The 25,812-nt window shown below is 63.8% G+C and carries 22 protein-coding genes; 17 read left to right on the forward strand and 5 right to left on the reverse strand.

Annotated features, from left to right (window positions below):
• Positions 1-139: 139 nt before the first annotated feature.
• Together BM436_RS04445 and BM436_RS04450 are read left to right on the forward strand one after the other, a co-directional pair.
• Complete coding sequence (locus BM436_RS04445; RefSeq protein ID WP_093553949.1) at positions 140-613, forward strand: Lrp/AsnC family transcriptional regulator; 474 nt, start codon at positions 140-142, stop codon at positions 611-613.
• Between the two features lie 476 nt (positions 614-1,089).
• Positions 1,090-1,470 (forward strand): phosphopantetheine adenylyltransferase, encoded by a 381-nt coding sequence (locus BM436_RS04450; RefSeq protein ID WP_093553951.1) that lies wholly within the window; start codon positions 1,090-1,092, stop codon positions 1,468-1,470.
• Positions 1,471-1,643: 173 nt separating this feature from the next.
• Here BM436_RS04450 and glmU read toward each other — a convergent pair whose 3' ends face one another.
• Positions 1,644-3,020, reverse strand: a complete 1,377-nt coding sequence (glmU, locus tag BM436_RS04455; RefSeq protein WP_093553953.1) for a bifunctional UDP-N-acetylglucosamine diphosphorylase/glucosamine-1-phosphate N-acetyltransferase GlmU — start codon at positions 3,018-3,020, stop codon at positions 1,644-1,646.
• Between the two features lie 25 nt (positions 3,021-3,045).
• On the opposite strand from glmU, the gene BM436_RS04460 reads away from it, so the two are divergent.
• The 5 genes from BM436_RS04460 to BM436_RS04480 all read left to right on the forward strand — a co-directional run bounded on the left by BM436_RS04460 (position 3,046) and on the right by BM436_RS04480 (position 6,200).
• The gene (locus tag BM436_RS04460) at positions 3,046-3,945 is read left to right on the forward strand and encodes a DUF6279 family lipoprotein (RefSeq protein WP_177306955.1); all 900 of its coding nucleotides are present in this window, start codon (positions 3,046-3,048) and stop codon (positions 3,943-3,945) included.
• Between the two features lie 46 nt (positions 3,946-3,991).
• Positions 3,992-4,630: a 16S rRNA (guanine(966)-N(2))-methyltransferase RsmD gene (gene rsmD, locus BM436_RS04465; RefSeq protein WP_093553957.1), complete on the forward strand. Its 639-nt coding sequence runs from the start codon at positions 3,992-3,994 to the stop codon at positions 4,628-4,630.
• Between the two features lie 115 nt (positions 4,631-4,745).
• On the forward strand, positions 4,746-5,249 hold the full coding sequence (coaD, locus tag BM436_RS04470; protein ID WP_093553959.1) for a pantetheine-phosphate adenylyltransferase: 504 nt from the start codon (positions 4,746-4,748) through the stop codon (positions 5,247-5,249).
• A 26-nt stretch (positions 5,250-5,275) separates the two neighbouring features.
• The gene (locus BM436_RS04475; RefSeq protein ID WP_093553961.1) at positions 5,276-5,527 is read left to right on the forward strand and encodes a YfhL family 4Fe-4S dicluster ferredoxin; all 252 of its coding nucleotides are present in this window, start codon (positions 5,276-5,278) and stop codon (positions 5,525-5,527) included.
• A gap of 76 nt (positions 5,528-5,603) precedes the next feature.
• Positions 5,604-6,200 (forward strand): chalcone isomerase family protein, encoded by a 597-nt coding sequence (locus BM436_RS04480; protein ID WP_093553963.1) that lies wholly within the window; start codon positions 5,604-5,606, stop codon positions 6,198-6,200.
• A 55-nt stretch (positions 6,201-6,255) separates the two neighbouring features.
• Here BM436_RS04480 and BM436_RS04485 read toward each other — a convergent pair whose 3' ends face one another.
• Positions 6,256-6,549: a hypothetical protein gene (locus tag BM436_RS04485; protein ID WP_093553965.1), complete on the reverse strand. Its 294-nt coding sequence runs from the start codon at positions 6,547-6,549 to the stop codon at positions 6,256-6,258.
• A 127-nt stretch (positions 6,550-6,676) separates the two neighbouring features.
• Here BM436_RS04485 and BM436_RS04490 point away from each other — a divergent pair, with 127 nt between their 5' ends.
• Positions 6,677-7,645, forward strand: a complete 969-nt coding sequence (locus BM436_RS04490; protein ID WP_093553967.1) for a LysR family transcriptional regulator — start codon at positions 6,677-6,679, stop codon at positions 7,643-7,645.
• Between the two features lie 105 nt (positions 7,646-7,750).
• On the opposite strand, the gene putA is transcribed toward BM436_RS04490, so the two are convergent.
• Positions 7,751-11,395 (reverse strand): trifunctional transcriptional regulator/proline dehydrogenase/L-glutamate gamma-semialdehyde dehydrogenase, encoded by a 3,645-nt coding sequence (putA, locus tag BM436_RS04495; RefSeq protein ID WP_093553969.1) that lies wholly within the window; start codon positions 11,393-11,395, stop codon positions 7,751-7,753.
• Between the two features lie 203 nt (positions 11,396-11,598).
• Here putA and BM436_RS04500 point away from each other — a divergent pair, with 203 nt between their 5' ends.
• From BM436_RS04500 to BM436_RS04510, 3 genes are all read left to right on the forward strand, one after another.
• Entirely contained in the window at positions 11,599-12,054 is a 456-nt protein-coding gene (locus BM436_RS04500; RefSeq protein ID WP_028833852.1) for an Lrp/AsnC ligand binding domain-containing protein, read from the forward strand.
• A gap of 40 nt (positions 12,055-12,094) precedes the next feature.
• A complete protein-coding gene (locus BM436_RS04505) occupies positions 12,095-13,654 on the forward strand; it encodes a methyl-accepting chemotaxis protein (protein ID WP_093553971.1) in 1,560 nt (519 codons plus the stop codon).
• A 153-nt stretch (positions 13,655-13,807) separates the two neighbouring features.
• Complete coding sequence (locus tag BM436_RS04510) at positions 13,808-14,497, forward strand: transposase (RefSeq protein ID WP_093553973.1); 690 nt, start codon at positions 13,808-13,810, stop codon at positions 14,495-14,497.
• 69 nt (positions 14,498-14,566) lie between these two features.
• Here BM436_RS04510 and BM436_RS04515 read toward each other — a convergent pair whose 3' ends face one another.
• Complete coding sequence (locus BM436_RS04515) at positions 14,567-15,274, reverse strand: 5'-methylthioadenosine/adenosylhomocysteine nucleosidase (protein WP_093553975.1); 708 nt, start codon at positions 15,272-15,274, stop codon at positions 14,567-14,569.
• Between the two features lie 525 nt (positions 15,275-15,799).
• The gene (locus BM436_RS04520) at positions 15,800-18,817 is read right to left on the reverse strand and encodes an EAL domain-containing protein (RefSeq protein WP_143132968.1); all 3,018 of its coding nucleotides are present in this window, start codon (positions 18,815-18,817) and stop codon (positions 15,800-15,802) included.
• Between the two features lie 443 nt (positions 18,818-19,260).
• On the opposite strand from BM436_RS04520, the gene BM436_RS04525 reads away from it, so the two are divergent.
• From BM436_RS04525 to BM436_RS04550, 6 genes are all read left to right on the forward strand, one after another.
• Positions 19,261-20,298 (forward strand): NAD(P)H-dependent flavin oxidoreductase, encoded by a 1,038-nt coding sequence (locus BM436_RS04525; protein WP_093553979.1) that lies wholly within the window; start codon positions 19,261-19,263, stop codon positions 20,296-20,298.
• 32 nt (positions 20,299-20,330) lie between these two features.
• Positions 20,331-21,956 (forward strand): GMC family oxidoreductase, encoded by a 1,626-nt coding sequence (locus tag BM436_RS04530; protein WP_093553981.1) that lies wholly within the window; start codon positions 20,331-20,333, stop codon positions 21,954-21,956.
• Positions 21,957-22,111: 155 nt separating this feature from the next.
• Complete coding sequence (locus tag BM436_RS04535; protein ID WP_093553983.1) at positions 22,112-22,882, forward strand: ABC transporter ATP-binding protein; 771 nt, start codon at positions 22,112-22,114, stop codon at positions 22,880-22,882.
• Between the two features lie 5 nt (positions 22,883-22,887).
• The gene (locus BM436_RS04540) at positions 22,888-23,601 is read left to right on the forward strand and encodes an ABC transporter ATP-binding protein (protein WP_093554368.1); all 714 of its coding nucleotides are present in this window, start codon (positions 22,888-22,890) and stop codon (positions 23,599-23,601) included.
• Positions 23,602-23,638: 37 nt separating this feature from the next.
• Positions 23,639-24,847: an ABC transporter substrate-binding protein gene (locus tag BM436_RS04545; RefSeq protein ID WP_093554370.1), complete on the forward strand. Its 1,209-nt coding sequence runs from the start codon at positions 23,639-23,641 to the stop codon at positions 24,845-24,847.
• Positions 24,848-24,922: 75 nt separating this feature from the next.
• A complete protein-coding gene (locus tag BM436_RS04550) occupies positions 24,923-25,807 on the forward strand; it encodes a branched-chain amino acid ABC transporter permease (RefSeq protein WP_093553985.1) in 885 nt (294 codons plus the stop codon).
• Positions 25,808-25,812: the final 5 nt, after the last annotated feature.

Genomic DNA, 25,812 nt, shown 5'->3' on the forward strand with positions numbered 1-25,812 from the left:
AAATTGATTAAAAATGAATTATCTGATCCATAGTAGAGCAGCGCATATGAAATAAGCTTTCTAAATTCAACCGTGCATGGAATTTTCTTTCATCGGAGTATGATGGTGAAATATTATTCCATTATTCCTACAATTGTTTATGAATATTCCGACAGTAGAGCTGGACGAGGTGGACAGGCGCATCCTCAACGCGCTGCAGGCCGACGCCTCGCTGAACAACGCGGAGCTGGCCCGGCTGGTGCATGTGTCGCCGCCGACGTGCCTGCGCCGCGTGAAGCAGTTGACCGACAGCGGCGTGATCGCGCGTCAGGTCGCCATCCTGTCGCCGGAGATGGTGGGCGCGCGCCTGACCGCCATCGTCGAGATCACCCTGGACGTGCAGGCCGCCGAGCGGATGGAGGAGTTCGAGCGCCACGTGGCGGACCAGGAGGCTGTGCTGCAGTGCTACCGCGTGTCGCCGGGGCCGGACTTCGTGCTGGTGGTGCAGGTGGCGGACATGCCGGCCTACCACGCGCTGGCGCACCGGCTGTTCGCCACGCACACCAATGTGCGCAATGTGAAGGCCTACTTTTCCACTTTCCGCAGCAAGTTCGAGACGCGCATCGGCGTCTAAGTTATACAGGGTTTTCAAGGTGGTTTCCCCAGCTTGCCCACTCGCTTATCCACGGGGTTATCCAGCGCTCATCCCTGGTTGTCAGTCACTTTTCCAGCGGTTCTACACAGGGTTATGTACATTCCGTGATTTCCGTGACGCGATGCGCAATGGGGATAGGCACAGCAAAGTTATCCGAAGGTTACGCGCCGATTATCCACAACTTTATTCACACCAAAACAAGTTATCTGCCCTTATCCAGCGGTTTTCCACCACTTGCTCGACGGGTTGCACACATCTTTATGCACAGGCCGGGCTGGTTGCGTGCGCGGAGTTATCAAGCGTCTGCCCACACCTTATCCGGAGCTTGTCCGCAGGCTTACTCACAAATTTATCCACAAGCGAAACGGGCTTATGTCTAGAGCGCATAACGGTAGGCCCGCCATGCGCCATCCAGTAAAATCCGGCGACTCATATCAGACACGGGAGAAGCTCTAATGCGTCATGTTTTGACCGCCGCACTCATCGTCACCGGAGTTATCCACATCCTGCCGCTTGCCGGCGTGCTCGGACCGGAGCGGCTTCAGTCCTTGTACGGGGTCGCATTGACCGATCCCAGCCTGGTCTTGCTCATGCGGCATCGCGCGGTGTTGTTCGGCATCCTGGGAACATTCTTCCTGGCATCCGCGTTCGTTCCGAAATTGCAGCTCAGCGCGCTGGTTGCGGGATTTGCCAGCGTCGTGTCGTTTCTCGCCCTCGCGGCCATGACCGGCTCGTACAACGCCTACATCGGCAGGATCGTCACGGCGGACTGGGTGGCGCTCGGCGCGCTGGTGGTGGCTACGGCCGCCTACGCGCTCCCGCAGCAACGGACCTGACCAGCACAAACCGCGGCGCCAAATAAAAAAGGGGTCAGGTTCGGTATTAAAAAATACCGAACCTGACCCCTTTTGGAAGCCGCGTTTCCCGGAAAATCCGTGAAGACTATAAGAAAGCCTCCTGGATTGACAATCCCAGGAGGCTTTTTAGCTTGCACGGCCTGCGCGCCCGCTTACTTTTTGACTTTGACCGGGCGCTTCCAGCCGTCGATGGTCATCAGCTTGGCGCGGGAGATGGTCAGCTTGTCGGCCGGCGCGTTCTTGGTCAGCGTGGTGCCGGCCGCGATGGTGGCGCCGCGGCCCACGGTGACGGGCGCCACCAGCTGCGAGTCGCTGCCGATGAAGGCGTCGTCCTCGATCACGGTGCGGAACTTGTTGGCGCCGTCGTAATTGCAGGTGATGGTGCCGGCGCCGATGTTCACGCGCGAACCCACGGTCGCGTCGCCCACGTAGGACAGGTGGTTGGCCTTGCTGTGCGCGGCGATCTGGCTGTTCTTCACTTCGACGAAGTTGCCGATATGGACGTCCTCCGCCAGCTCGGTGCCCGGGCGCAGGCGCGCGTACGGGCCGATGACGGAGGCGGCGCCGACCACGGCGTCCTCGATGTGGCAGAAGGGCTTGATCTGCGCGCGGTCGGCGACGCGGGCGTTGACCAGCACGCTGTGCGCGCCGACGGTCACGCCGTCGCCCAGCACGACCTTGCCCTCGAACACGCAGCCGACGTCGATGGTCACGTCGCGGCCGCAGTGCAGCTCGCCGCGCACGTCGATGCGGGCCGGGTCCATCAGGGTCACGCCGCTTTCCAGCAGCGCCCGCGCGATGTTGGCCTGGTGGATGCGCTCCAGTTGGGCCAGCTGCACCTTGCTGTTCACGCCGGCCACTTCCCACACGCCGGAAGGCTGGGCCGACACCACCGGCACGCCGTCCGCCACGGCCTGGGCCACGATGTCGGTCAGGTAGTACTCGCCCTGGGCGTTGTTGTTGCGCAGCGCGGCCAACCATTTCTTCAGGTGGCGGGTGGGCACGGCCAGGATGCCGCTGTTGATTTCCTTGATCGCGCGCTCGGCGGCGCTGGCGTCCTTTTCCTCGACGATGCGGACGATGCGCCCGTCCTCGCGCACGATGCGGCCCAGGCCGAAGGGATCGTCCTGCTCCACGGTGAGGATGCCCAGCTTGTCGGCGCCGGCGGCCTCCACCAGCGCGTGCAGCGAGGCAGCCGTGGTCAGCGGCACGTCGCCGTACAGGATCAGCGTGGGCAGCTTGTCGTCCAGCGCGGGCAGCGCCTGCATGACCGCGTGGCCGGTGCCCAGCTGCGGTTCCTGCAGCGCGGCCGAGATGTCCGCCCCGGGCACCAGCTTCTCTTTTTCAAGGTGCTCCAGCACGGCTGCGCCGCCGTGGCCGTAAATAACGCATAATTTGGACGGGGACAGACTGCGCGCGGTGTTGATCACGTGCGACAGTAATGGCTTGCCGGCAAGCGGATGCAGCACCTTGGGCAAAGCGGATTGCATACGTTTTCCCATGCCGGCGGCGAGGATGACTACGTTCATAGGCCACTATCTAAGAGTTAAAAATATGAAAAAGTTTAACATGCAAGACCCGCGCTTCCGGGGCGCACGCTACTTTTTCCTGATCGCCGTGCTCGCGCTGCTGGGCGCCTGCAGCTCCCTCAAATTGGCCTACAACAACGGCGACACGCTGCTGTTCTGGTGGCTGGACGCCTACGTGGACGTGACCTCGGACCAGAAGCCCGAGGTCAAGGAAGACATCAACGACCTGTTCCGCTGGCACCGCAAGACCCAGCTCCAGGACTACACGCAGGTGCTGCGCACGGCGCAGAAACAGCTGCAGGGCAACGTCACGATGGCCGACCTGCAGGCCGACTACCGCGAGATCCGCGGCCGCACGGAAACCGTGATGATGAAGGCGGTGCCGGACTTGGCCGAGCTGGCGCTGAAACTGACGCCGGAGCAGATCAACCGCCTGGAGAAGAAGTTCGACAAGAACAATGTGGACTTCCGCAAGAAGAACATGAAGGGCGACCGCAGCGACCAGCTCAAGTTCCGCTACAAGAAATCGATGGAGCAGTTCGAGCTGTGGTTCGGCGACTTCAGCAAGGAACAGGAGGCGGCGATCCGCAAGGCTTCCGACGCGCGTCCGCTGGACAACGAACTGTGGCTGGATGAACGCATGCGGCGCCAGAAGGGCATCCTGGAACTGGTGCGCAAGATCCAGCAGCAGAAACCGCCCCAGCCGGCGGCCGAGGCGATGATACGCGAGCTGCTGAAGGAGAACTTCGACCGCATGGAAAAACCGTCCGACCGCAAGCCCTTCTTCGACGCCTACCAGGCCGGCACGCTGGAACTGGTGCACACGGTGATCCGCATCGCCACGCCGGAGCAGAAGCTGCACGCGCACAAACGCATGCAGGGCTGGATCGACGATCTGAACACGCTAGCGGTGCAGGCCAAGTAGGCCGGGGCGTGATTGGGCCTGTTAGGGCGCATGCTATAGTTCTGCAATGCAAAAGAAGCCAGCCAAAAAACCCCATAAAGTGCCGGTCCACGGCCCGAAACACAGCAACCAGGTGCGCATCATCGGCGGCGCCTGGAAGCGCACGCCGCTGCCCGTGCTCGAGGCGCTGGGCCTGCGTCCCACGCCGGACCGCGTGCGTGAAACCGCCTTCAACTGGATCAACCACCTGCGCGACGGCGACTGGGCCAGCGCCCACGTGCTGGACCTGTTCGCCGGCAGCGGCGCGCTCGGCTTCGAGGCCGCCAGCCGCGGCGCGCAATCGGTGCTCATGGCGGACACCAACACCGCCGTGGTGCGCCAGCTGGACGCGGTCAAGACCAAGCTGAACGCGGCCAATGTGCAGCTGCTGCGCTCGGACGCGCTGGCCACCGCCCAGTCGCTGGGCGTGCGCGGCCAGCGCTTCGACGTGATCTTCCTCGATCCGCCCTACCAGCAGGATTTCCTGGCCCGCGTACTGCCGCTGTGCGGCAAGCTGCTGAAGGAGGACGGCCTGGTGTACGCCGAGTCCGGCCTGCCCTTGAGCTTCGAGGACGGCGAGCCGCCCGAGTGGATGGCGGGCTGGGAAGTGATCCGCGCTGACAAGGCCGGGATGGTGTTCTATCATTTACTGAAGTACGTGGGATAAGACCGGTTCGCGGCGCGGGCGGACGGCGGCGAAAATGCTGCTATGCGGAAAAACGCCTGATTTTCAGGCATAATGCGCTTTCTATCTTTATTTGGTGCATCTCCAGGGAGCCGCAATGGTTGTAGCCGTTTATCCGGGCACGTTCGATCCGCTCACCCGCGGCCATGAGGATCTGGTGCGCCGCGCATCGGGCCTGTTCGACAGCCTCGTCGTCGGCGTCGCCGACAGCCAGAACAAGCATCCCTTCTTCTCGCTGGAAGAACGCCTGACCATCGCCAACGAAGTGCTGGGCCACTACCCGAACGTCAAGGTGGAGGGCTTTTCCGGCCTGCTGAAGGACTTCGTGCGCAAGCACGACGCCCGCGTCATCGTGCGCGGCCTGCGCGCCGTGTCCGACTTCGAATACGAGTTCCAGATGGCGGGCATGAACCGCTACCTGCTGCCCGATGTCGAAACCCTGTTCCTGACCCCGTCCGACCAATACCAGTTCATCTCGGGCACCATCGTGCGCGAGATCGCCCAGCTGGGCGGCGACGTGTCCAAATTCGTTTTCCCATCCGTGGACCGCTGGCTGCAGAACAAGATTTCCGCGATGCAGGCGGCGGCGGCGGGCAACTAAGCAGTCCCTTAGCAGCGAGCAATATCATGGCCTTAATGATTACCGACGAATGCATCAATTGCGACGTGTGCGAGCCCGAGTGCCCGAACGACGCGATCTACATGGGCGTCGAGATCTACGAAATCGACCCCAACAAATGCACCGAATGCGTCGGCCACTTCGACGAGCCGCAATGCGTGCAAATCTGCCCGGTCGAATGCATCCCGCTCAATCCCGCCTGGGAGGAAAGCAAGGAACAGTTGCACGCCAAATACGAACGGCTGACCGCGACAAAATAGTATGCACGTACTAATCCATGGGGTGTAGGCCGGTGGTATATTCATCGGCACACAACAACCACCCCATGGAGACAGCATGACCTTCCCCCGCAGGACCATCCTGAAAAGCGCCGCCGCGGCCGCCTTGCTCGCTGTCGCCTCGCTGCAACCGACGTTCGCGGCCGAAGTGGCCGGCGTGAAATTCGACGACACCATCACCCTGGCCGGCCAGCCGCTCAAGCTGAACGGCGCGGGACTGCGCACCAAGGTCATCTTCAAGGTCTACGCGCTGGGCCTGTACCTGACGGAAAAGAAAACCACGGTGGCCGACGTGCTGGCCGCGTCCGGCCCGCGCCGCGTGCAGATCGTGGTGCTGCGCGAATTGACGTCCGAGGAATTCGGCAAGGCCTTCATGGCCGGCCTGAACGACAACACCGACCAGGCCGAGCGCGGCAAGATCGTGCCACAGACCAAGCAGTTCGGTGAAATGTTCGCCGCCATCCCGGCGCTGAAAAAGGGCGACACGCTGACGGTGGACTGGATCCCGAACAGCGGCACGCAAGTGGCGCTGAACGGCAAGAACGTGGGCGCGGCGCTGCCGGACGTGGCGTTCTACAACGCCATCCTGCGCATCTGGCTGGGCGACAAACCGGTGGACTCGTCGCTCAAGCCGGCGCTGCTGGGAGAGAAGTAAGAGGGTGGGCGCGGCGGTTCCGCCGCGCCGTCAAAGGCCGGGCGCCGGCTCAGGCTCAGGCGCGGGCCGCCATCGCGCGCAGCTCGGCCGCGTGGCTGGGAGCGCCTTCCAGCGAATTCAACATACGATTCAGCATCATCGCGTCGCGCATCAGCCGGCGCTGCAGGCGTTGCTCCTTGCTCAGCTTGGGCTTGACCACCAGCATCAGCGCGCGGCCGATACCGCGCAGAAGCGGCTTGAACAACAGCAGGAACGCCAGCGCCAGCAGGGCGCCCAACAGCACTTGCAGGGCGGCCAGCATCGAAATATCCAGGAACAGGGCTTGTACGGCAGAAATGAAGGTAGACATTGAAGTTCAGGTGCAATTACAATCAAGCGTAACTATAGTGCGCTGCAACATATAAATCCAATTCCGTATCCCGATACCGATCATACGGGACGTGAATAAGGGTCCAACCATTCCTCGCTGGGCGACCATGAGCTTTCTGACGCTGGACTTGAACCTGCTGCGTGTCTTCGACGCGGTGATGACCGAACAAAACCTGACGCGGGCGGCCGGCCACCTGGCCATGACGCAGCCCGCAGTGTCGAACGCCATCAAGCGCCTGCGGGAAAGCCTGGGGGACGAGTTGCTGATACGCACCGCCTACGGCGTCAAGCCCACGCCGCGCGCCGAGGCGCTGTGGCCGTCGGTGCGCAGCGCGCTGGCCAGCCTGGAGGCGGCGGTCACGCCCGAAACCTTCGACGTCTCCAAGGCGCACGCCACCTTCCGCCTGGCGATGGCCGACGCCACCGCCGCGTTCTGGCTGCCGTCGCTGATGCGTTCGATCGAGCGCGAGGCGCCCGGCGTCAATGTGCGCATGGTGCCGCTGACCACGCGCGAGCCGCGGCCCATGCTGCTGCGTGGCGACGTCGACCTGGCGGTCGGCTTCTTCCCCGGCGTGGCGGCGCAGCTGTCGAGCGACACCAGTTCCCCGATCCGCCACGAGCGGCTGTATTCCGGCCACTACGTGTGCGTGATGCGGCGCGAGCACCCCTTGGCCAAGGTCGACCTGACGCTGGAAAACTACTGCGCGGCCAACCACCTGCTGGTGAGTTTCTCCGGGCGCGCGCACGGCCTGGTGGACGAGGCGCTGGCGCAGATGCAGCGCGAGCGGCGCATCCTGTTGACGGTGAACCAATTCTTCACGGCGGGGCGGGTGGTCGCCAACTCCGACCTGATCACCGTGCTGCCGAAGCACCTGATCGCCTCCACAGGCATGACGGACGCGCTGATCCACAAGGAACTGCCGTTCCAGCTGCCCGCGGTCCACCTCGACATGCTCTGGCACGAGCGCGACGCCCGCAGCCCCGCCCACAAATGGCTGCGCGCCAACCTCGAAGGCATGAACAACGTCGCCCAGCGCAGCGCCCCCGGCACCAGCCCCCGCAACGACACCTATTAACAAAAACACATCGGTGTCAGGCGCGACATTCGGACATCACTACGGTGAATGTCCAAATGTCGCGCCTGACACCGATGGTGTGGGTGCAACTATTTGAGCCGTTGATCAGGCGCCGAGGGTCATCAGGCTGGCGTTGCCGCCGGCGGCGGTGGTGTTGACGCACACGGCCCGCTCGGCCACCAGGCGCCACAGCGGGATGGCGCCACTTTCATCCGTTTCGATCACGCCCACCAGCGCGCCGTCACGCGCGGCCAGCTGTTCGCGCACCGACGCGGCCAGCGACGACTCGATCAGGGCGATCTGGAATTCACCCGTGTGGCCGTCCAGGCCGCCCACCACCTGGATGCGTTCCTTGACGGCCGCGGGCAGGTCGGCTGGCACCAGCTCGGGCGCCGGCGCGACGATCACGGCCTTGTTGCCGGTCGCCAGCACGGCGGCCAGCTGGTTCAGCAGCACTTCCCGCGTCGCCGCCATGCAGACCACCGCGCCGCGCGCGGCGAAGCTCAAGGTGTTGCGCTCGCCCGTCGGGCCCGGCAGGGTGATGGTGCTGCCCAGCGTGGTGCTATGGGCGTACTGGCCGGCCAACGACACCACGCGCCGCAGGCCCTTGGCCTCGGCCCAGCTTTCCAGCGCGTCCAGCGCCGGGGTGGCCAGACGCTGGTGCTTGGCCAGGACGGCGGCGTTGCGCCGCAGCCGCCTCAGGTACAGCGGACCGCCCGCTTTCGGGCCGGTGCCGGACTTGCCCTCGCCGCCGAAGGGCTGCACGCCGACCACGGCGCCAACGATGTTGCGGTTGACGTAGATGTTGCCGACGTGCGCGCGCGAGACGATGAAATCGATGGTTTCGTCGATGCGCGAGTGCACGCCCAGGGTCAGGCCGTAGCCGCTGGCGTTGATCTGGCCGACGATCTTGCCCAGGTCGGCGCGCTTGTAGCGGATCACGTGCATCACGGGGCCGAACACTTCCTTGCTCAGCTCGTCCAGCGAGCGGATCTCCAGCACGGTCGGCGGCACGAAGGTGCCGGACGCGGCCGCGGGCAGCCGCAGCGAGTGGTGCGCCAGCGCCGTCTTCTTCATCTTTTCGATGTGCGCCAGCAGGTTTTGCTGCGCCTCGGCGTCGATCACGGGGCCGATGTCGGTCACCAGGCGGTCCGGCGTGCCGATGTTGAGCTCGCCCATCGCGCCTTTCAACATGGCGATGGTCTTGTCGGCGATGTCTTCCTGCAGGAACAGCACGCGCAGCGCGGAGCAGCGCTGGCCCGCGCTGTCGAAGGCGGACGAGATGGCGTCCTGCACCACTTGCTCGGGCAGGGCGGAGGAGTCGACGATCATCGCGTTCTGGCCGCCGGTCTCGGCGATCAGCGGGATGTCGGCGCCCTCGGCGGCCGCGCGCTTGGCCAGCGTGCGGTTGATCAGTTGCGCGACCTCGGTGGAGCCGGTGAAGATCACGCCCTTGACGCGGGCGTCGTTGCACAGGCCGGCGCCGACCACGTCGCCGCGGCCCGGCAGGAATTGCAGCGCGGCGCGCGGCACGCCGGCCTCGTGCATCAGTTGCACGGCGCGGTGGGCGATCAGCGGCGTCTGCTCGGCAGGCTTGGCCAGCACCACGTTGCCGGCGGCCAGCGCCGCCGCGGCCTGGCCGGTGAAGATGGCCAGCGGGAAGTTCCACGGGCTGATGCACGTGACCGGACCGAGCGCCAGGGTCGCGCCCTGCGCCCCGGCCTCGCCGCGGACCTGCGCCGCGTAGTAGCGCAGGAAGTCGACCGCCTCGCGGATCTCGGCGATGGCGTTCGGCAGCGACTTGCCCGCCTCGCGGATGGCCAGCGCCATCAGTTCCAGCTTGTGCGTCTCGAACAGGTCGGCCGCGCGCGTCAGCGTGGCGGCGCGGTCCGACGGCGCCGTGGCCTGCCACTCGGCGGCGTAGGCACTGGCGTTGGCCAGCGCCTGGTCGACGTCGGCGGCGGTCGCCTCGGTGACTTGGCCGACGATGTCGCCGTGCTCGGCGGGGTTGACCACGGCCTGCGGGGGCTGGCCCGCGGTCGGCGCCCCCGCCAGCAGCGGACCCGCGGTCCAGGCGCGCGGCTCGGCCAGCACGCCGGACACGACGCGCAGCACTTCCTCGTTCGACAGATCCAGGCCGGAAGAGTTCCGGCGCTCGGCGCCGAACATGTCCATCGGCAGCGGAATCGCGGGGTGCGGCAGTCCGCCCTGTTCGCGCGCGGCCGCGACCGGGTTCTTGATCAGCGATTCGATGGGGATGGCCTCGTCGACGATCTGGTTCACGAACGAGGAGTTGGCGCCGTTTTCCAGCAGGCGGCGCACCAGGTAGGCCAGCAGCGTCTCATGCGAGCCGACCGGGGCGTAGATGCGGCAGGCCTTGTCCAGGTTGTCCTTGCCCACCACCTGGTCGTACAGCGACTCGCCCATGCCGTGCAGGCACTGGAATTCGTAGTTGTCTACGCCGTCGCGCTTGGCCCAGGTGTGGATGGTGGCCAGGGTCTGCGCGTTGTGGGTGGCGAACTGGGGATAGATGACGTCGGTGGCGGCCAGCAGTTTTTGCGCGCACACCAGGTAGGACACGTCCGTGTAGACCTTGCGCGTGTAGACCGGATAGCCGGGCATGCCGTCCACCTGGGCGCGCTTGATCTCGGCGTCCCAGTAGGCGCCCTTGACCAGGCGCACCATGATCTTGCGGCCGCTGCGGCGGCACAGGTCGACCAGGTAGTCGATCACGAACGGGCAGCGCTTCTGGTAGGCCTGCACCACGAAGCCGATGCCGTCGAAACCGGCCAGCTCGGGATCGAAGGCCATCGCCTCCATCAGGTCCAGCGACAGTTCCAGGCGGTCGGCCTCCTCGGCGTCAATGTTCAGGCCGATGTCGTACCGCTTGGCCAGCAGCGCCAGCGCGGTCAGCCGCGGCAGCAACTCGTCCATCACGCGGGCGCGCTGGGCGCGCGAGTAGCGCGGGTGCAGGGCGGAAAGCTTGACCGAAATGCCGGGGCCGTCCTTGATGCCGCGGCCGTTGGCGGCGCGGCCGATGGCGTGGATCGCCTTCTCGTAGGCGTCGTAGTATTTGGCGGCGTCCTCCCCGGTCAGCGCGGCCTCGCCCAGCATGTCGTAGGAATAGCGGTAGCCGCGCGCCTCGTTGGGCTGGCCGTTCTTGATCGCCTCGGCGATGGTCTGGCCGGTGACGAACTGGTTGCCCAGCATGCGCATGGCCAGGTCCACGCCCTTGCGGATCAGCGGTTCGCCGCCCTTGGCGATCAGGCGGGTGATGGCCGAGCCCAGGCCCTCCTCGCTGCTCGAGCCGACCAGCTTGCCGGTCACCAGCAGGCCCCAGGTGGCCGCGTTGACGAACATCGACGGCGACTCGCCCAGGTGCTTGCGCCAGTCGCCCTTGCTGATCTTGTCGGCGATGAGGCGGTCGGCGGTGGCCGCGTCCGGAATGCGCAGCAGCGCCTCGGCCAGGCACATCAGCGCCACGCCCTCCTCGGACGACAGCGAGAACTCGTGCATCAGCGCGTCCACGCCGGAGGCGCGGGTGCGCTCCTTGCGCACGGCGGCCACCAGCTTGTGCGCCAGGGCCTGCGATTCGGCGATCGTGTCGCCCTCGCGCACCTGTTCCAGCAGCCATTGCACGGCGCCGGCCTCGTCGCGGCGGTAGGCCGCCGTGACGGCCGCGCGCAGCGGGCTCGGGTCGCGCAGGACTTCGGCTTCAAGGGAGGAGAACGGGGTGGCGGCTGCGGGCATGTGGACTCTCTACGGTGGGTAATTGGAAAGCGTCAGTAAAAAACGCTCTTCCGGCTTGTGGCTGGAGAGCGTTTTTATCTTGCTGCTTGATGATTCGATTGTAGAGCGAAATTGTCTGGATTAATTCTGGTATTACTTAGGACTAGCCATACATTGTTTTTGGTGAGAGAATTTGACCAAATATAATTAGAAAGGGGTTATCCATGCTGGACAAAATCAGTAAGAAGATTCTGATGGAATTGCAGAGCGACGGACGCATCAGCAATGTGGAGCTGGCGGCGCGCGTCAACTTGTCGCCGGCCGCCTGCCTGGAGCGGGTACGCAAATTGCATGAGTCGGGCTACATCATGGGCTACACCGCCCAGCTCAATCCGCAGCTGCTGGACGTGTCGCTGCTCGTGTTCATTGAGGTGGTGCTGGATCGTACCACGCCGGAAGTGTTTGATGCGTTTAAACATAGCGTTCAAGTCATTCCCGAGGTGCTGGAGTGCCATATGGTGGCGGGCGGTTTCGACTACCTGGTCAAGGCCCGGGTCAAGGACATGGCGGCGTACCGCGAGTTCCTGGGCAAGACACTGCTGCAAAAGGGCGTGCGGGAGACACACACGTACGCGGTCATGGAAGAAGTGAAAAACACGAGCAAGCTGCCCATCAAGTAGACGAAGGGACAAGCGAGCCGCTGACGGAGACGGAGGAAGAATGAAGTTGCAGCATAAGCAGGTGCGACAGATTTTGTGGATAACCGGAGCGACAGCGGCGGGCGCGCTCCTCTCATGGCTGGCCCATCTGGCGTTCGGGGCCGGACCCGGCCCCGTCTGGCAGGCGGCGTTGGCCGCGCTGGTGGCGGCCTGCGTCGCCAGGCTGGCCGGCCAGGGCGGCGAGACGGACGGCGCGCGCCGCTTCGCGCGGACGGTCAGCGAGGAGATCGACGCCATCATGATCGGCGCGGCCGAGACCTCGTATTTCGTCGATTCAGTCAAGAAGAAGATCGAAAGCGACGTGCGCACGGCCAGCGAGATCGTCACCAGTTCCGGCCAGAACGCCCACACCACCGAGAAAATCGCCGCCAACGCCGAGCGCGCCGCCAAGGTCGCCGCCCGCGTGCGCTCCGAGACGGAGGCCGGCCGCGCCGAGGCCGACCAGGGCCTGGCGCGCATCAGCCGCGCCAGCGACGACGCGCGCCAGGCCGCCGCCGTCATGGCCGACCTGCAGGACAAGGCGCGCCGCATCTACGGCTTCACCGAGGCCATCACCGAGATCTCCGCGCGCACCAACCTGTTGGCCCTGAACGCCGCGATCGAGGCGGCGCGCGCGGGCGAGCAGGGGCGCGGCTTCGCGGTTGTCGCGGGCGAGGTGAGACAACTGGCTCAGCGGACCAAGGAAGCCACGGACGAGATCAGCGCCATGGTGCGCGGCATCAACGAGCAGGCGGAGAAGGCCAGCAAGGGGATGAATTCGCTGTCCGGCGTGGTGGCCGAGGCCGCGAAGAACGTCGAGACGGTGCACGGGCTGCTCAGCAGCATCGAGCAATCGTCGGGCGTGTCCGAAAACGAGATCGGGCAAATCGCCCGCGCCTCGCGCGAGCATGTCGAAACGACACAGGTGATCGCCGACTCGATTGCTCAAATTCGGGACAGTATGTTGAGTACCGACGCAGAACTGCCGCGCGCGACCGGATCGGCGATGGCGCTGGCCGAGCGCGCCGAGGTGATCACGGCGGCGCTGGGCGCCTCCGAGGTGCCGACCGCGCACGACGAGATACGGATCGCGGCCCAGACCGCGGCGAAGGAGGTCGGCCGCATCTTCGAGGCCGCCATCGCCGCCGGCAGGATATCGCGCGACGCGCTGTTCGACCGCCGCTACGTGCCCATCCCGGACACCGACCCGCCCAAGCACAGCACGCGTTTCGACGGCTTCACCGACCGCGTGCTGCCCGAGCTGCAGGAAGGGCTGCTGGCGCGGATGCCGAATCTGGCGTACGCGGGCGCTGTGGACAACAATGGATATTTCCCCACCCACAACAAAAAGTTCTCCCAGCCGCTGACGGGCGACTACGACGTCGACATCGTCAACAACCGCACCAAGCGCATCTTCAGCGACCGCACGGGCAAGCGCTGCGGCGCCAACACCCAGCCCTTCCTGCTGCAGACCTACAAGCGCGACACGGGCGAGGTCATGCACGACCTGTCCGCCCCGATCTACGTGAACGGCCAGCACTGGGGCGGCTTCCGCATCGGCTACCGCTCCGCCGGCCACTAACAAATAGCCCAGGGCGTTTTTTCCCGCACAGAAAAAAGCGCCCAGGGCTATTTTTCCCTCACAGCAATAAGCGCCCAGGGCTATTTTCGGGTAAGCAGCTTGATCCTTGCGATAGCGCACAGTTCGCTCGTGAGGGCTGTCTAAGCTGGCGGAATGCCTGCGAACCCTAGAATCCATCCGCCCGGATACCCTCTGCACATTGTTCAGCGTGGACACAACCACGCCCCATGCTTTCTCGATGGTGAAGATTTCGATACCTATCTGCGCATGCTGAATGTTGCGTTGGAAAAGACCGGATGCCGGCTACACGCTTACGTGCTGATGAAAAATCATGTTCACCTCTTGCTGACCCCGTCAGAACCAGGCGCGGTCGCCAAGCTGTTCATGTCGCTGGGCGGCTCCTACGTTCCTTACTTCAATCGAAAATATGGTCGCTCCGGCACGTTGTGGGAACGCCGCTACTACTCGTCGGTGATCGACAGTGAGGAATATCTGCTGTGCTGCTACCGCTACATCGAGATGAACCCGGTGCGCGCCGCCATCGTCGATGATCCCGCCTTCTATCGCTACAGCAGCTACCGCGCGAACGCGTTGGGAGAGCCGTGCAAGCTCATCACTCCGCACGAGTCATACATGGGCATGGCTTCCGACGCGTACGAGCGTCGCCTAGCCTACCAGGCACTGTTCCGTGAGCAACTCGAACCTGGGGTAATGGCCGCGATCCGGGCCTCACTGCATCAGAGCAAGCCTGTGGGCAATTCCAAATTTATCAACAAGGTGGCCGAAATCACCCGGCAGAAATGCGAGATCGTGCCTCGAGGAAGACCGCAGGCCGATAAATAGCCCTGGGCGCTTATTTCTGGGAAGGAATAATCGCCCAGGGCGCTTTTCGTAAATAGCCCTGGGCGCTTTTTAGCGGGCGCAGAAGTTTTTGAGGACGCCGAAGGCGTAGCGGGAGGCGACGGTCTGCACGAAGTGCATGAAGTCGACCGCGGCGTCTTCGTTGGCGTTGTCGGAAATCGTGCGGATGACGCCGAACGGGATGCCGAACTCGAAACACACTTGCGCGACCGCCGCGCCTTCCATTTCCACCGCCAGCAAATCCGGCAACGCGTCTTTCAGGGCGCTGATCTGCGACCGTTTGTTGATGAACTGGTCGCCACTGGCGATCAGTCCGCGGTGCATTTGCGGCGCCAGCGCCTCGTTTTCCAGGAATTCGCGGGCAGCCACCGCCAGGCGGCGGGTCAGCTCGCGGTCGGTGGCGATGTGGGACTGGCCGGTCAGCGGGATGTCGAATCGGGGAAACAGGGGACTGGCGTCCATGTCGTGCTGAACCAGCGATTCGGCCACCACGATGTCGCCAACCCGCACCCCGAGGTCGCCACTGCCGGCGACGCCGGTAAAGATGATGTGGGTAACTCCGAACTTTTCCACAAGGATGCTGGCCGTCATCGCGGCGGCGACCTTGCCTATACGCGACAGGACGCACACAGCGTCGATTTCCCACAGCTTGCCCGCCGTGTACTCACGCATGCCATGGATGAGCTTGGCGGGGCCCTGCATGGCTTCTATCAGCCCGTATTGCTCTTCAGCGAGTGCGCTGATGATCCCTAAACGCATTTTTCCCCCGGTTTTTGCTGTTTTTGCCTTGCCGCGTTTTTCGCTTCAAGGTTCTACAGGTTTACAAAAGATATATATAAAAACATAGTAGTAGATAGTAAACGGACGATTTTTTTGTGGATAAGTCTGTTAACAACCAAAAAATCAGTGGTTTACGACGCTTAAAACGTGCTGAACAAGCATTGTATCCAGCCAGGACGACTTCTGGACAAGAAAAAAACCGTCCCCAACTCCACCGCTTTCCCACAACTCATCCTGTGGATATGCATGAGCTTATCCACAATCGCCCTTTTTCCCGATTTCTGGCCTCCAGGCTTTTCGCTTGCGGACACGCGTCTTCCTTAGCTTGTTAACTAGAGCTTTATATAAGAATGATAGTAATAGTAAACGTCGCGACTTCTGTGGATAAGCACGTTAACCACAGCGAAATCAGGGATTTAGGAAAAAGATAAGCGACTGGACAAGGCTTGTACCAGCGCAGGGGCAAAAACTGGATAAAATTTCAGCTGTGTAGTATTCAGTGGTTTACTCACACGCCGTCCTGTGGATATCCATGGACTTATCAACAGACCCCATCAGACTTGCCAATTCCTCCCCCGACAGGGGCCTGGAAAACAGGTAGCCCTGGCCGAAATCGCAGCCGGCGTCCCGCAAAGTCCTCATGTTGGCGGCCGTTTCCAGCCCCTCGGCGATGATCTGGATGCCCATTTTGTGCGCCAGCCCCACCATCGCCGCGCAAATCGCGCCGCCATCGGCGCCGTCGGCCAGATTGGTAAAGAAGGCGGGGTCGATTTTGAGGAAATCGAGGTTGTAGCGCTTGAGGAAGGCCACCGAGCAGTAGCCGGTGCCGAAGTCGTCCAGCGAGAGCTGGATTTCCGCCTCGTGCAGGGCTTGCAGCTTGCGGCCGACCTCGTGATTGGCCTCCAGCAGCAGGCTTTCCTTGACTTCGATGATGACGCTGCGCGGATGGAGCTGTATCTCGTCGAGGAAATCCAGCCATTCGCCGAAGTTGCTGCCGCCCTCGCGGAACTGCCAGGCCGAATTGTTCACCGCGACCTGGAAATCCGGGTCGTGCAACTGCTGCATGCGCTTGGCGTGGCGGGCGGCTTGGCGGAACACCCAGTCGCCGATGCCGACGATGGCGCCGGTGTGCTCGGCGATAGTGATGAAATCCGCCGGTCCGAGCAGGCCGCGCGTCGGATGTTGCCAGCGCACCAGCGCCTCGGCCTTGCGGATGCGGCCGCTGTCGAGTTCGACGATGGGCTGGAACAGCACCCGCAGCTGGTCGCCGCACAGCGCGTCGCGCAATTCATTGGCCAGCGCCACCCGCGCCCGGCTGGCTTCCTGCATGAAGGGCGCGAAGTAGTTGAAACGGTCGCGGCCCTGCTGCTTGGCGGCGTACATGGCCTGGTCGGCGTTTTTCACCAGCGTCTCGGCGTCGTGGGCGTCGTCCGGATACAGCGTGATGCCGATGCTGGCGGAGATGTGGACAACTTCATTGCCCAGCTGGAAGGGCGTGGCCGAGGCCTTGAGGATGTCCTGGGCGATGCGCAGCACGTCGGCCGGATCGCGCAGCTCGCCCAGGATGACGGTGAACTCGTCGCCGCCGAGACGGGCCACGGTGTCGGTGCTGCGCACGCTTTGCAGCAGCCGCCGCGCCACGTCCTTGAGCAGGATGTCGCCGGTGTCGTGGCCCAGCGTGTCGTTGACCTCCTTGAAACCGTCCAGGTCGATGAACACCAGCGCCATCGGCAGGTGGGCGCGGTCCGATTTGCGCATTTCCTGCCGTAGCCGTTCCTGGAACATGCGCCGGTTCGGCAAGCCGGTCAGCGCGTCGAAGTTGGCTTGCTTCCAGATCAGTTCCTCGTTGGCCTTTTTCTTGGTGATGTCGGAGAACAGGGCGACGCGCCGGTAGGCCACGCCGTGCTTGTCGAACACGGCGTTGAAGCGCAGCGAGACCAGGTAGTGTTCGCCGTGCTTGTTCTGGTGCCAGACTTCGCCCTCCCACTGGCCGGTGTGGATGATGGCGTGCCGCATCTTGTGGAAAAACTCGTAATCCTGGCGGCCCGAGGTCAGTTCGTAGGCCCAGTGGCCTTTGACTTCCTCTTCGCTGTAGCCGCTGATGCGGGAAAAGGCGGGATTGACCGACAGGATCAGGCCGTCGAAGTCGGTCACCATCATGCCTTCGCTGCTGTTTTCGTACATCAGCGCGGCCAGCTTCATGCTTTCCTCGCCGGCCCGGCGCTCGGTGATGTTTTCCGCCATCACGATCAGGCCGCGCACCTGGCCGTCGGCGCCGACGTCGGGCACATAGGTGATCGCGTCCCAGCGCTCGCCGGCGCGCGTGGTCAGCGGACGCTCGAAACTGACGATCTCGCCCGCCAGCGCCTTGCGCAGGTATGGCTCGGACAGGGCGTAGGCGTTGCGGCCGATGACCTGCGCGACGTCGAGGCCGAGCGCCGTGCCCGGGAGCAGGTCGAAGGCCTGTTCGAAACGCTGGTTGGTGAAGGTGTAGCGTTCGTCGCGGTCGACATAGGTGATGACGATGGGCAGGTTGTCGGCGATCAGCCGCAGCCGCTGCTCGCTGGCGGACAGTTTTTCCTCCGTGTCCCGGCTGGAGACGTAGAGCTGGCGGTAGCGCGCCTCGCGTTCCTCCACCTTGGCGTAGGAGCGCAGCGCGAAATGGCCGCTGACGACCATCAGCACCAGCAACAGCGCGAGTCCGGGCACGCCGACCATGAAGGCCGGACCGGAGAACCACACGGCGTCCAGGTCGGAACTGCCGACCGCGACCACCAGCGGCAGCTTGTCCATGGAGCGGTAGCTGAAAATGCGCGGTAATTTGTCGATTTTGCTGACGGTCCGATAGCTGCCGGACGGGCTTTTCGCCAGGCTCTCGAACAAAATCGTCTTGCTCAGGTCGAAATTGAACGCGGTGTCGAAGTTCGGCGCGCGGGCGATCACCCGGCCGTTCTTGTGCACCAGGGCGATCGACACGTCCTGCGCGATGCGCGAGTTTTCAAACACGGTGGCGAAGCGGGTCGCGTCCAGCGGGGCGACGATGACGCCGAGGAACTCTCCGTTGGCCGATTCGATCCTGCGGCTAAGGAAGAACAGCTTTTGTCCGGAAACGCGGCCCAGGCCGGGTCCGCCGATGAACAAGCCCTGGATGACGCCGTTCTTGTGGGCCTGGAAATAGTCGCGGTCCGAGTAGTCGGTTCCGGCGACCGCCAAATCGGTGGAGGTGGCGACGGCCTTGCCCCGCGCGTCGAGGATGGTGATCCAGAAATCATGGGTGAACGAGGAGCCGTGCGAGGACAGCATCGCGTTCAGTGTTTCCGGGGAGCGGCTTTGTTCGGGCGGCAGCACCTTGATGGCGTTGGCGTAGCCGATCAGCGACAGGTCGACGAACTGGATCGCATACATGACATGCGCTTCCATCGCGCGAACGAATTGTTCGGTCTGGCGTTGCAGGGCGGCTTGGCGTTCCAGCGCGGAAGAGCGGATTTGCCATCCGACCAGGGCGCTCGCCAGCAAAGCCATGGCGATCAGGCCGGCCAGCAATCGTCCGCGAAAGCGCAGGTAGGCTTGGGACCGGGCTGATTTCGTTGTTGTCGTTGGTCGTGCCACAGTCACCCCGGTATGTCGGCTGTGTTGTCTCGACCAGTATAGGGGAAGCGGCAGGCGTTTTGTTGCCGAGTGTGTGGTTTTGCCGTCAGCACCGGGTAAGTCGCCTTTGGTTTACTTTAAAAAGACGTGTATACAAAATAGTAGTAATTGTTAACGTAGCCACATTTCTGTGGATAACCGCGTTTACTGGATTAGAATCAGTTGTTTGCGAACTGCATAAGCGGGCGCGCAAGCGGTGTACTGGCGAGGGACGGTATCTGGACAATAAAACGCGTTCCGGTTTACCTTTTGCTTACTCACAATTCGTGCCTGTGGATATCCAATGAGTTATCAACAGGCCTGACGGAGGGTTGCCCATGGAGTTGCTATCGCTTTTTCCGCATCCCATCATCCAGGGACCGACCGCCGGCGGCGCCAACACGCCGGCGCAGGTGGCCGCCGTGTCGAACGCCGGCGCGCTTGGTTCGCTGGCCGGCTCACTGTTGACGCCGGACACGCTGCGCGCCCAGGTCGACGCCATCCGCGCGCTGACCAAGGCGCCCTTCCTGCTCAATTTCTTCGTCCAGAACACGCCGTCGCCCTCCGCGGATGAGTTGGCGCGCGCCGTGGAACTGCTCAAGCCGGTATGGACGGAACTGGGCTGGGACGCCTTGCCCATGCCCGCCAAATGGTGCGAGGACTTCGCCGCCCAGTTCGAGGCGCTGCTGGCGCTGCGTCCGGCCGTGGCCAGCTTCACCTTCGACCAGTTGAACGCGGTGCAGGTGGCCCGCTTGCACGAGGCCGGCATCGCCGTGGCCGGCACCGTGACCACGGTGGACGAGGCGCTCGCCTGGCAGGCCGTGGGCGCGGACGCCGTGATCGCCTCGGGCGTGGAGGCCGGAGGCCACCGCGGCACCTTCATCGGCGCCCAAACCGACGCGACGCTGGCCGCCGCGGAACTGCTGCCGGCCGTGGTGGCCGCCGTGAAGATCCCCGTCGTCGCGGCCGGCGGCATCATGGACGGCGCGGACATCAACCGCATGCTGGCGCTGGGCGCCCGCGCGGTGCAAATGGGCACGGCGTTCCTGGTGACGGACGAATCGGCCATCCACCCGGCCTACAAGCGGCGGCTGCTGACGGCCGGCGACCAGCCCACGCGCCAGACCCGCGCCATTTCCGGCCGTTACGCGCGGGGCCTGGAGAACCGCTTCATCCGCGAACTGGCGGCGGTGCAGGAGCAAGTGCCCGCCTATCCGGTGCAAAACGCGCTGACCGGCGCCATCCGGGCGGAGGCCGCCAAGCGCGGCGACACGGAATGGATGTCGCTGTGGTGCGGCACGGGAGTGGGGCGCGCGCGCGCCATGCCGGCCGCGGCCCTGGTGGAAACGTTGTTGAGGGAAATGCGGGCGGGTTGAACAATAAATCAGTCAACACTAAGGAGTCGTCTTTGGAATCAGCGGGACAGTTCGACTACATCATCATCGGTGCCGGCACCGCCGGCTGCGTGCTCGCCAACCGGCTCACCCGCGACAAGGACGCCTCGGTATTGCTGATCGAGGCGGGCGGCAAGGACGACTACGTGTGGATCCACATCCCCGTCGGCTACCTGCACTGCATCGACAATCCCCGCACGGACTGGCTGTACCGCACCGAGGCCGATCCCGGCCTGGGCGGGCGCAGCCTGCTGTATCCGCGCGGCAAAGTGCTGGGTGGCAGCTCCTCCATCAACGGCATGATCTACATGCGCGGCCAGTCCGGCGACTACGAGCGCTGGGCCGACGCCTGCGGCGACGACGGCTGGCGCTGGAACGCGGTGCTGCCGCTGTTCCGGCAGAGCGAGGATCACCACGGCGGCGCCTCCGAGTTCCACGGCGCGGGCGGCGAATGGCGGGTGGAGAAGCAGCGCCTGTCGTGGAAGATCCTGGACGCCTTCCGCGACGCGGCCGAGCAGACCGGCATTCCCAAGGTCGACGATTTCAACCGGGGCGACAACCTGGGCTGCGGCTATTTCGAGGTCAACCAGAAACGCGGCATACGCTGGAACACGGCCAAGGCCTTCCTGAAAACGGCGGCGGCCCGGGGCAACCTCACCATCATGACGGGCTGCCATGTGGAAAAGCTGCTGATTGTCCACAGCGAGCTCGGACCGGTTTGCCGCGGCGTGCAATTCACCGGCGGCGGCACGCGCTACACGGCGGACGCGGCGCGCGAAACCATCCTCGCCGCGGGCGCAATCGGTTCGCCGCAGCTGCTGCAGCTGTCGGGCATCGGTCCGGCCGGCCTGCTGCGGGAACACGGCATCGAACCGCTGGCGGACCTGCCCGGCGTGGGCGGCAACCTGCAGGACCATTTGCAGTTGCGCATGGTGTTCAAGGTGAGCGGGGCGCCGACCTTGAACATCCTGGCCGGCAACTTGTTCGGCAAGATGCGCATCGGCCTGGAATACGCGATGTTCCGCAGCGGGCCGATGTCGATGGCGCCGTCGCAGCTGGGCGCGTTCGCCCGCTCGGACCCGGGCCAGCCGGCGCCGAATCTGGAATACCACGTGCAGCCGCTGTCGCTGGAAAAGTTCGGCGATCCGCTGCACGCGTTTCCCGCGTTCACGGCCAGCGTGTGCAACCTGCGGCCGACCTCGCGCGGCCATGTGCGCATCGGCTCGGCCGACGCGTACGCGCCGCCGAAGATCTCGCCCATGTACCTGAACACGCCGGAGGACCGCAAGGTGGCCGCCGACGCGCTGGGCTTGACGCGCAGGATCGCCGCCGCGCCCGCGCTGGCCAGGTACAAACCGGAGGAATACCGCCCCGGCCTCCAGTACCGGACGGAGGAGGAACTGGCCCGCGCGGCGGCCGATATCGGCACCACCATCTTCCATCCGGTGGGCACTTGCAAAATGGGACGCGCCGACGATGCGACAAGTGTTGTTGACAGTGAACTCAAAGTGCGCGGTGTAACTGGACTACGCGTGGTGGACGCCTCCATCATGCCGTTCATCACCTCCGGCAACACCAACTCCCCCACCATCATGATCGCTGAGAAAGCGGCGCAGATGATCCATAAAGCCTGGAGTTAGCCTCAGAAGATGTCCGTTTTGAGATAAATCATGGCGCTTGATTTGTGGCAAAAAATCCAAAGTTAACGGTAGTTATACTGTATTGTTCATCATTTCCAAGCTGTGTATGATTTGTTGATAATTTGGCAGTTCCTTAAGAATAACCAGGAGACGCGATGTCAAACTTTATCTTGGAAACAAGAAATTTGACCAAAGAGTTCAAGGGATTCACTGCTGTAAACGACGTGAACTTGAAGGTCCAGCGAGGCCATATTCACGCCTTGATCGGCCCCAACGGCGCCGGCAAGACCACCTGCTTCAACCTGCTGACCAAGTTCCTGGTGCCCACCTCGGGCCAGATCCTGTTCAACGGCAACGACATCACGGCCGCCAAACCGGCCCAGATCGCCCGCATGGGGGTGATCCGCTCGTTCCAGATCTCCGCCGTGTTTCCCCATCTGACCGTGCTGCAGAACGTGCGCATCGGCTTGCAGCGCCAGCTGGGCGGCACCTTCCAGTTCTGGAAAAGCGAGCGCGTGCTGGACAAGCTCAACGCGCGGGCCATGGAGCTGCTGGCGGAGGTGGACCTGACCGAGTTCGCCGACACGGTCACGGTGGACATGCCCTACGGCCGCAAGCGCGCGCTGGAAATCGCCACCACCCTGGCGATGGAGCCGGAGCTGATGCTGCTGGACGAGCCGACCCAGGGCATGGGCCACGAGGACGTGCACCGCGTGACCGAACTCATTAAAAAAGTGTCGGCCGGCCGCACCATCCTGATGGTCGAGCACAATATGAACGTGGTGTCCGGCATTTGCGACAAGATTTCCGTGCTGCAGCGCGGCGCCATGCTGGCCGAGGGCAGCTACGCCGAGGTGTCCAGGAATCCGCAGGTGATGGAAGCCTATATGGGCACCGAGGCGACCGAACTGGTGGGAGCGCATTGATGAACATGAAAGCGAACGCGGCGCTCGAAATCAGCCACCTGCAGGCCTGGTACGGCGAATCGCACATCCTGCACAACGTGAACATCCTGGTGCAGCCGGGCGAGGTGGTGACCTTGCTGGGCCGTAACGGCGCCGGCCGCACCACCACGCTGCGCGCCATCATGGGCCTGACGGGCGCGCGCAAGGGCTCGATCAAGGTCAACGGCGTGGAGGCGATAGGGTTGCCCACGCACAAGATCGCCCACCTCGGCGTCGGCTATTGTCCCGAGGAGCGCGGCATCTTCTCGTCGCTGTCGACCGAGGAGAACCTGATGCTGCCGCCGCAACTGGCCACGGGGGAGAAGGGCATGTCGGTGGAGGAGATCTACCAGATGTTCCCCAACCTCGAGGAGCGCAAGCACAGCCAGGGCACCCGCCTGTCCGGCGGCGAGCAGCAGATGCTGGCGGTGGCGCGCATCCTGCGCACCGGCGCCCGGCTGCTGCTGCTGGACGAGATCTCGGAGGGCCTGGCCCCGGTCATCGTGCAGGGGCTGGCGCGCATGATCACGACCTTGAAGGCGAAGGGCTACACCATCGTCATGGTGGAGCAGAATTTCCGTTTCGCCGCTCCGTTGGCGGACCGGTTTTACGTGGTGGAGCACGGTCAGATCGTCGAGACTTTTGCTGCATCGGAGTTGGGCGCCAAGATGCCGGTGTTGACCGAGCTGCTGGGCGTGTGAGTTGGGCAAGACCTACAAATCCTTTGACGGAGACAACATGAAACTGAAAACTATCGCCACCGCTACCGCCGCCATCTGCGCCTTCGGCCTGACTTGCACCGCCCAGGCCCAGGTTTCCGGGGACACCATCAAGATCGGCTTCATCACCGATATGTCCGGCCTGTACTCCGATATCGACGGCCTGGGCGGCGCGGAGGCGATCAAGATGGCGATCGCAGATTCCGGCGTCGTCATCGCCGGCAAGAAGGTCGAATTCATCTCCGCCGACCACCAGAACAAGGCCGACATCGCCGCCTCCAAGGCGCGCGAATGGTTCGACCAGCAGGGCGTGGACCTGCTGATCGGCGGCACCAATTCCGGCGCCAACCTGGCCATGGCCAAGGTCGCGTCCGAGAAGAAAAAGGTCTTCATCTCGATCGGCGCCGGTTCGGCCCGCCTGACCAACGAGGAGTGCACCCCGTACACCGTGCACTACGCCTACGACACGGTGGCGCTGGCGCGCGGCACCGGCGGCGCGATCGCCAAGCAGGGCGGCAAGAACTGGTACTTCATGACCGCCGACTACGCCTTCGGCCAGTCGCTGGAGAAGGACACGGCGGACGTGGTGAAGGCGTCCGGCGGCAAGGTGCTGGGCAGCGTCAAGCACCCGCTGTCGGCGTCCGACTTCTCGTCCTTCCTGCTGCAGGCGCAATCGTCCGGCGCGCAGATCCTGGGCCTGGCCAACGCGGGCGGCGACGCGATCAACTCGATCAAGGCGGCCAACGAGTTCGGCATCACCAAGAAGATGAAGCTGGCCGGCCTGCTGATCTTCATCAACGACGTGCACTCGCTGGGGTTGAACACCACCCAGGGCATGTACCTGACCGACGGCTGGTACTGGGACCTGAACGCGGACACCCGCGCCTGGGCCAAGCGCTATTTCGACAAGATGAAAAAGGAGCCGTCGATGCTGCAGGCGGCCGACTACTCGGCCACGCTGAACTACCTGAAGGCCGTGAAGGCGGTCGGCACCGACGACGCCGACAAGGTCATGGCGCAGCTGAAGAAAACGCCGGTCAACGACATGTTCGCCAAGAACGGCGTGATCCGCCCGGACGGCCGCATGGTGCACGACATGTACCTGATGGAGGTCAAGAAGCCGTCCGAGTCGAAATACCCGTGGGACTACTACAAGGTGGTGGCCACCATCCCCGGCGACCAGGCCTATGTGACCAAGGCGGAAACCAAGTGTTCGCTGTGGAAGTAACGTCGTAGCCACTTCCGTCGTCCCCGCCCGCGCGGGGACGACGTCTTATTTCCCCCTCTTTTTTCTAGCGTAGCCATGGATATATTCGGCGTTCCCCTGCCCGCAATGTTGAGCCAGCTGCTGCTGGGCCTCGTCAACGGTTCCTTCTATGCCATGTTGTCGCTCGGCCTGGCGGTCATCTTCGGCTTGCTGAACGTGATCAATTTTTCCCACGGCGCCCTGTACATGGTGGGCGCCTTCGTGGCCTGGATAGGCATGACCTACCTCGGCCTCAACTACTGGGCCATGCTGCTGCTGGCGCCGCTGCTGGTGGGCGTGTTCGGCGTCGTCATCGAAAAGACCATGCTGCGCTGGCTGTACAAGCTGGATCACCTGTACGGCCTGCTGCTGACCTTCGGCATCACGCTGGTGCTGGAGGGCGTGTTCCGCTCCTTCTACGGCGTTTCCGGCCAGCCGTTCGAGACGCCCGAGCTGCTGCAGGGCGCGACCGACCTCGGCTTCATGATCCTGCCGAACTACCGCGCCTGGGTGGTGGTGGCCTCGCTGGTGGTGTGCCTGGCCACCTGGTACGTGATCGAAAAAACCAAGCTCGGCTCCTACCTGCGGGCCGGCACCGAGAACCCGAAACTGGTGGAGGCGTTCGGCATCAACGTGCCGCTGATGGTCACCCTGACCTACGGCTTCGGCGTGGCGCTGGCGGGCTTCGCCGGCGTGCTGGCCGCGCCCATCATCCAGGTCTCGCCGCTGATGGGCTCCAACCTCATCATCGTGGTGTTCGCCGTGGTGGTGATCGGCGGCATGGGTTCCATCATGGGCTCCATCCTCACCGGCCTGGGCCTGGGCGTGATCGAGGGCCTGACCCGCGTGTTCTACCCCGAGGGCTCGGCCGTGGTGGTCTTCGTGGTGATGGTGATCGTGCTGCTGCTGCGTCCCGCCGGCCTGTTCGGCAAAGAGAAATAGGAGAG

Source organism: Pseudoduganella namucuonensis (assembly GCF_900116645.1).
Classification (GTDB): Bacteria; Pseudomonadota; Gammaproteobacteria; order Burkholderiales; family Burkholderiaceae_D; genus Rugamonas; species Rugamonas namucuonensis.

What these genes read in the sequence shown, in the direction of transcription:
- BM436_RS04445 (WP_093553949.1), top strand. Translation starts at nt 140, where the DNA reads ATGAATATTCCGACAGTAGAGCTGGACGAGGTGGACAGGCGCATCCTC.
- BM436_RS04450 (WP_093553951.1), top strand. Translation starts at nt 1,090, where the DNA reads ATGCGTCATGTTTTGACCGCCGCACTCATCGTCACCGGAGTTATCCAC.
- glmU (WP_093553953.1), bottom strand. Translation starts at nt 3,020, where the DNA reads ATGAACGTAGTCATCCTCGCCGCCGGCATGGGAAAACGTATGCAATCC.
- BM436_RS04460 (WP_177306955.1), top strand. Translation starts at nt 3,046, where the DNA reads ATGAAAAAGTTTAACATGCAAGACCCGCGCTTCCGGGGCGCACGCTAC.
- rsmD (WP_093553957.1), top strand. Translation starts at nt 3,992, where the DNA reads ATGCAAAAGAAGCCAGCCAAAAAACCCCATAAAGTGCCGGTCCACGGC.
- coaD (WP_093553959.1), top strand. Translation starts at nt 4,746, where the DNA reads ATGGTTGTAGCCGTTTATCCGGGCACGTTCGATCCGCTCACCCGCGGC.
- BM436_RS04475 (WP_093553961.1), top strand. Translation starts at nt 5,276, where the DNA reads ATGGCCTTAATGATTACCGACGAATGCATCAATTGCGACGTGTGCGAG.
- BM436_RS04480 (WP_093553963.1), top strand. Translation starts at nt 5,604, where the DNA reads ATGACCTTCCCCCGCAGGACCATCCTGAAAAGCGCCGCCGCGGCCGCC.
- BM436_RS04485 (WP_093553965.1), bottom strand. Translation starts at nt 6,549, where the DNA reads ATGTCTACCTTCATTTCTGCCGTACAAGCCCTGTTCCTGGATATTTCG.
- BM436_RS04490 (WP_093553967.1), top strand. Translation starts at nt 6,677, where the DNA reads ATGAGCTTTCTGACGCTGGACTTGAACCTGCTGCGTGTCTTCGACGCG.
- putA (WP_093553969.1), bottom strand. Translation starts at nt 11,395, where the DNA reads ATGCCCGCAGCCGCCACCCCGTTCTCCTCCCTTGAAGCCGAAGTCCTG.
- BM436_RS04500 (WP_028833852.1), top strand. Translation starts at nt 11,599, where the DNA reads ATGCTGGACAAAATCAGTAAGAAGATTCTGATGGAATTGCAGAGCGAC.
- BM436_RS04505 (WP_093553971.1), top strand. Translation starts at nt 12,095, where the DNA reads ATGAAGTTGCAGCATAAGCAGGTGCGACAGATTTTGTGGATAACCGGA.
- BM436_RS04510 (WP_093553973.1), top strand. Translation starts at nt 13,808, where the DNA reads ATGCCTGCGAACCCTAGAATCCATCCGCCCGGATACCCTCTGCACATT.
- BM436_RS04515 (WP_093553975.1), bottom strand. Translation starts at nt 15,274, where the DNA reads ATGCGTTTAGGGATCATCAGCGCACTCGCTGAAGAGCAATACGGGCTG.
- BM436_RS04520 (WP_143132968.1), bottom strand. Translation starts at nt 18,817, where the DNA reads ATGGCTTTGCTGGCGAGCGCCCTGGTCGGATGGCAAATCCGCTCTTCC.
- BM436_RS04525 (WP_093553979.1), top strand. Translation starts at nt 19,261, where the DNA reads ATGGAGTTGCTATCGCTTTTTCCGCATCCCATCATCCAGGGACCGACC.
- BM436_RS04535 (WP_093553983.1), top strand. Translation starts at nt 22,112, where the DNA reads ATGTCAAACTTTATCTTGGAAACAAGAAATTTGACCAAAGAGTTCAAG.
- BM436_RS04540 (WP_093554368.1), top strand. Translation starts at nt 22,888, where the DNA reads ATGAAAGCGAACGCGGCGCTCGAAATCAGCCACCTGCAGGCCTGGTAC.
- BM436_RS04545 (WP_093554370.1), top strand. Translation starts at nt 23,639, where the DNA reads ATGAAACTGAAAACTATCGCCACCGCTACCGCCGCCATCTGCGCCTTC.
- BM436_RS04550 (WP_093553985.1), top strand. Translation starts at nt 24,923, where the DNA reads ATGGATATATTCGGCGTTCCCCTGCCCGCAATGTTGAGCCAGCTGCTG.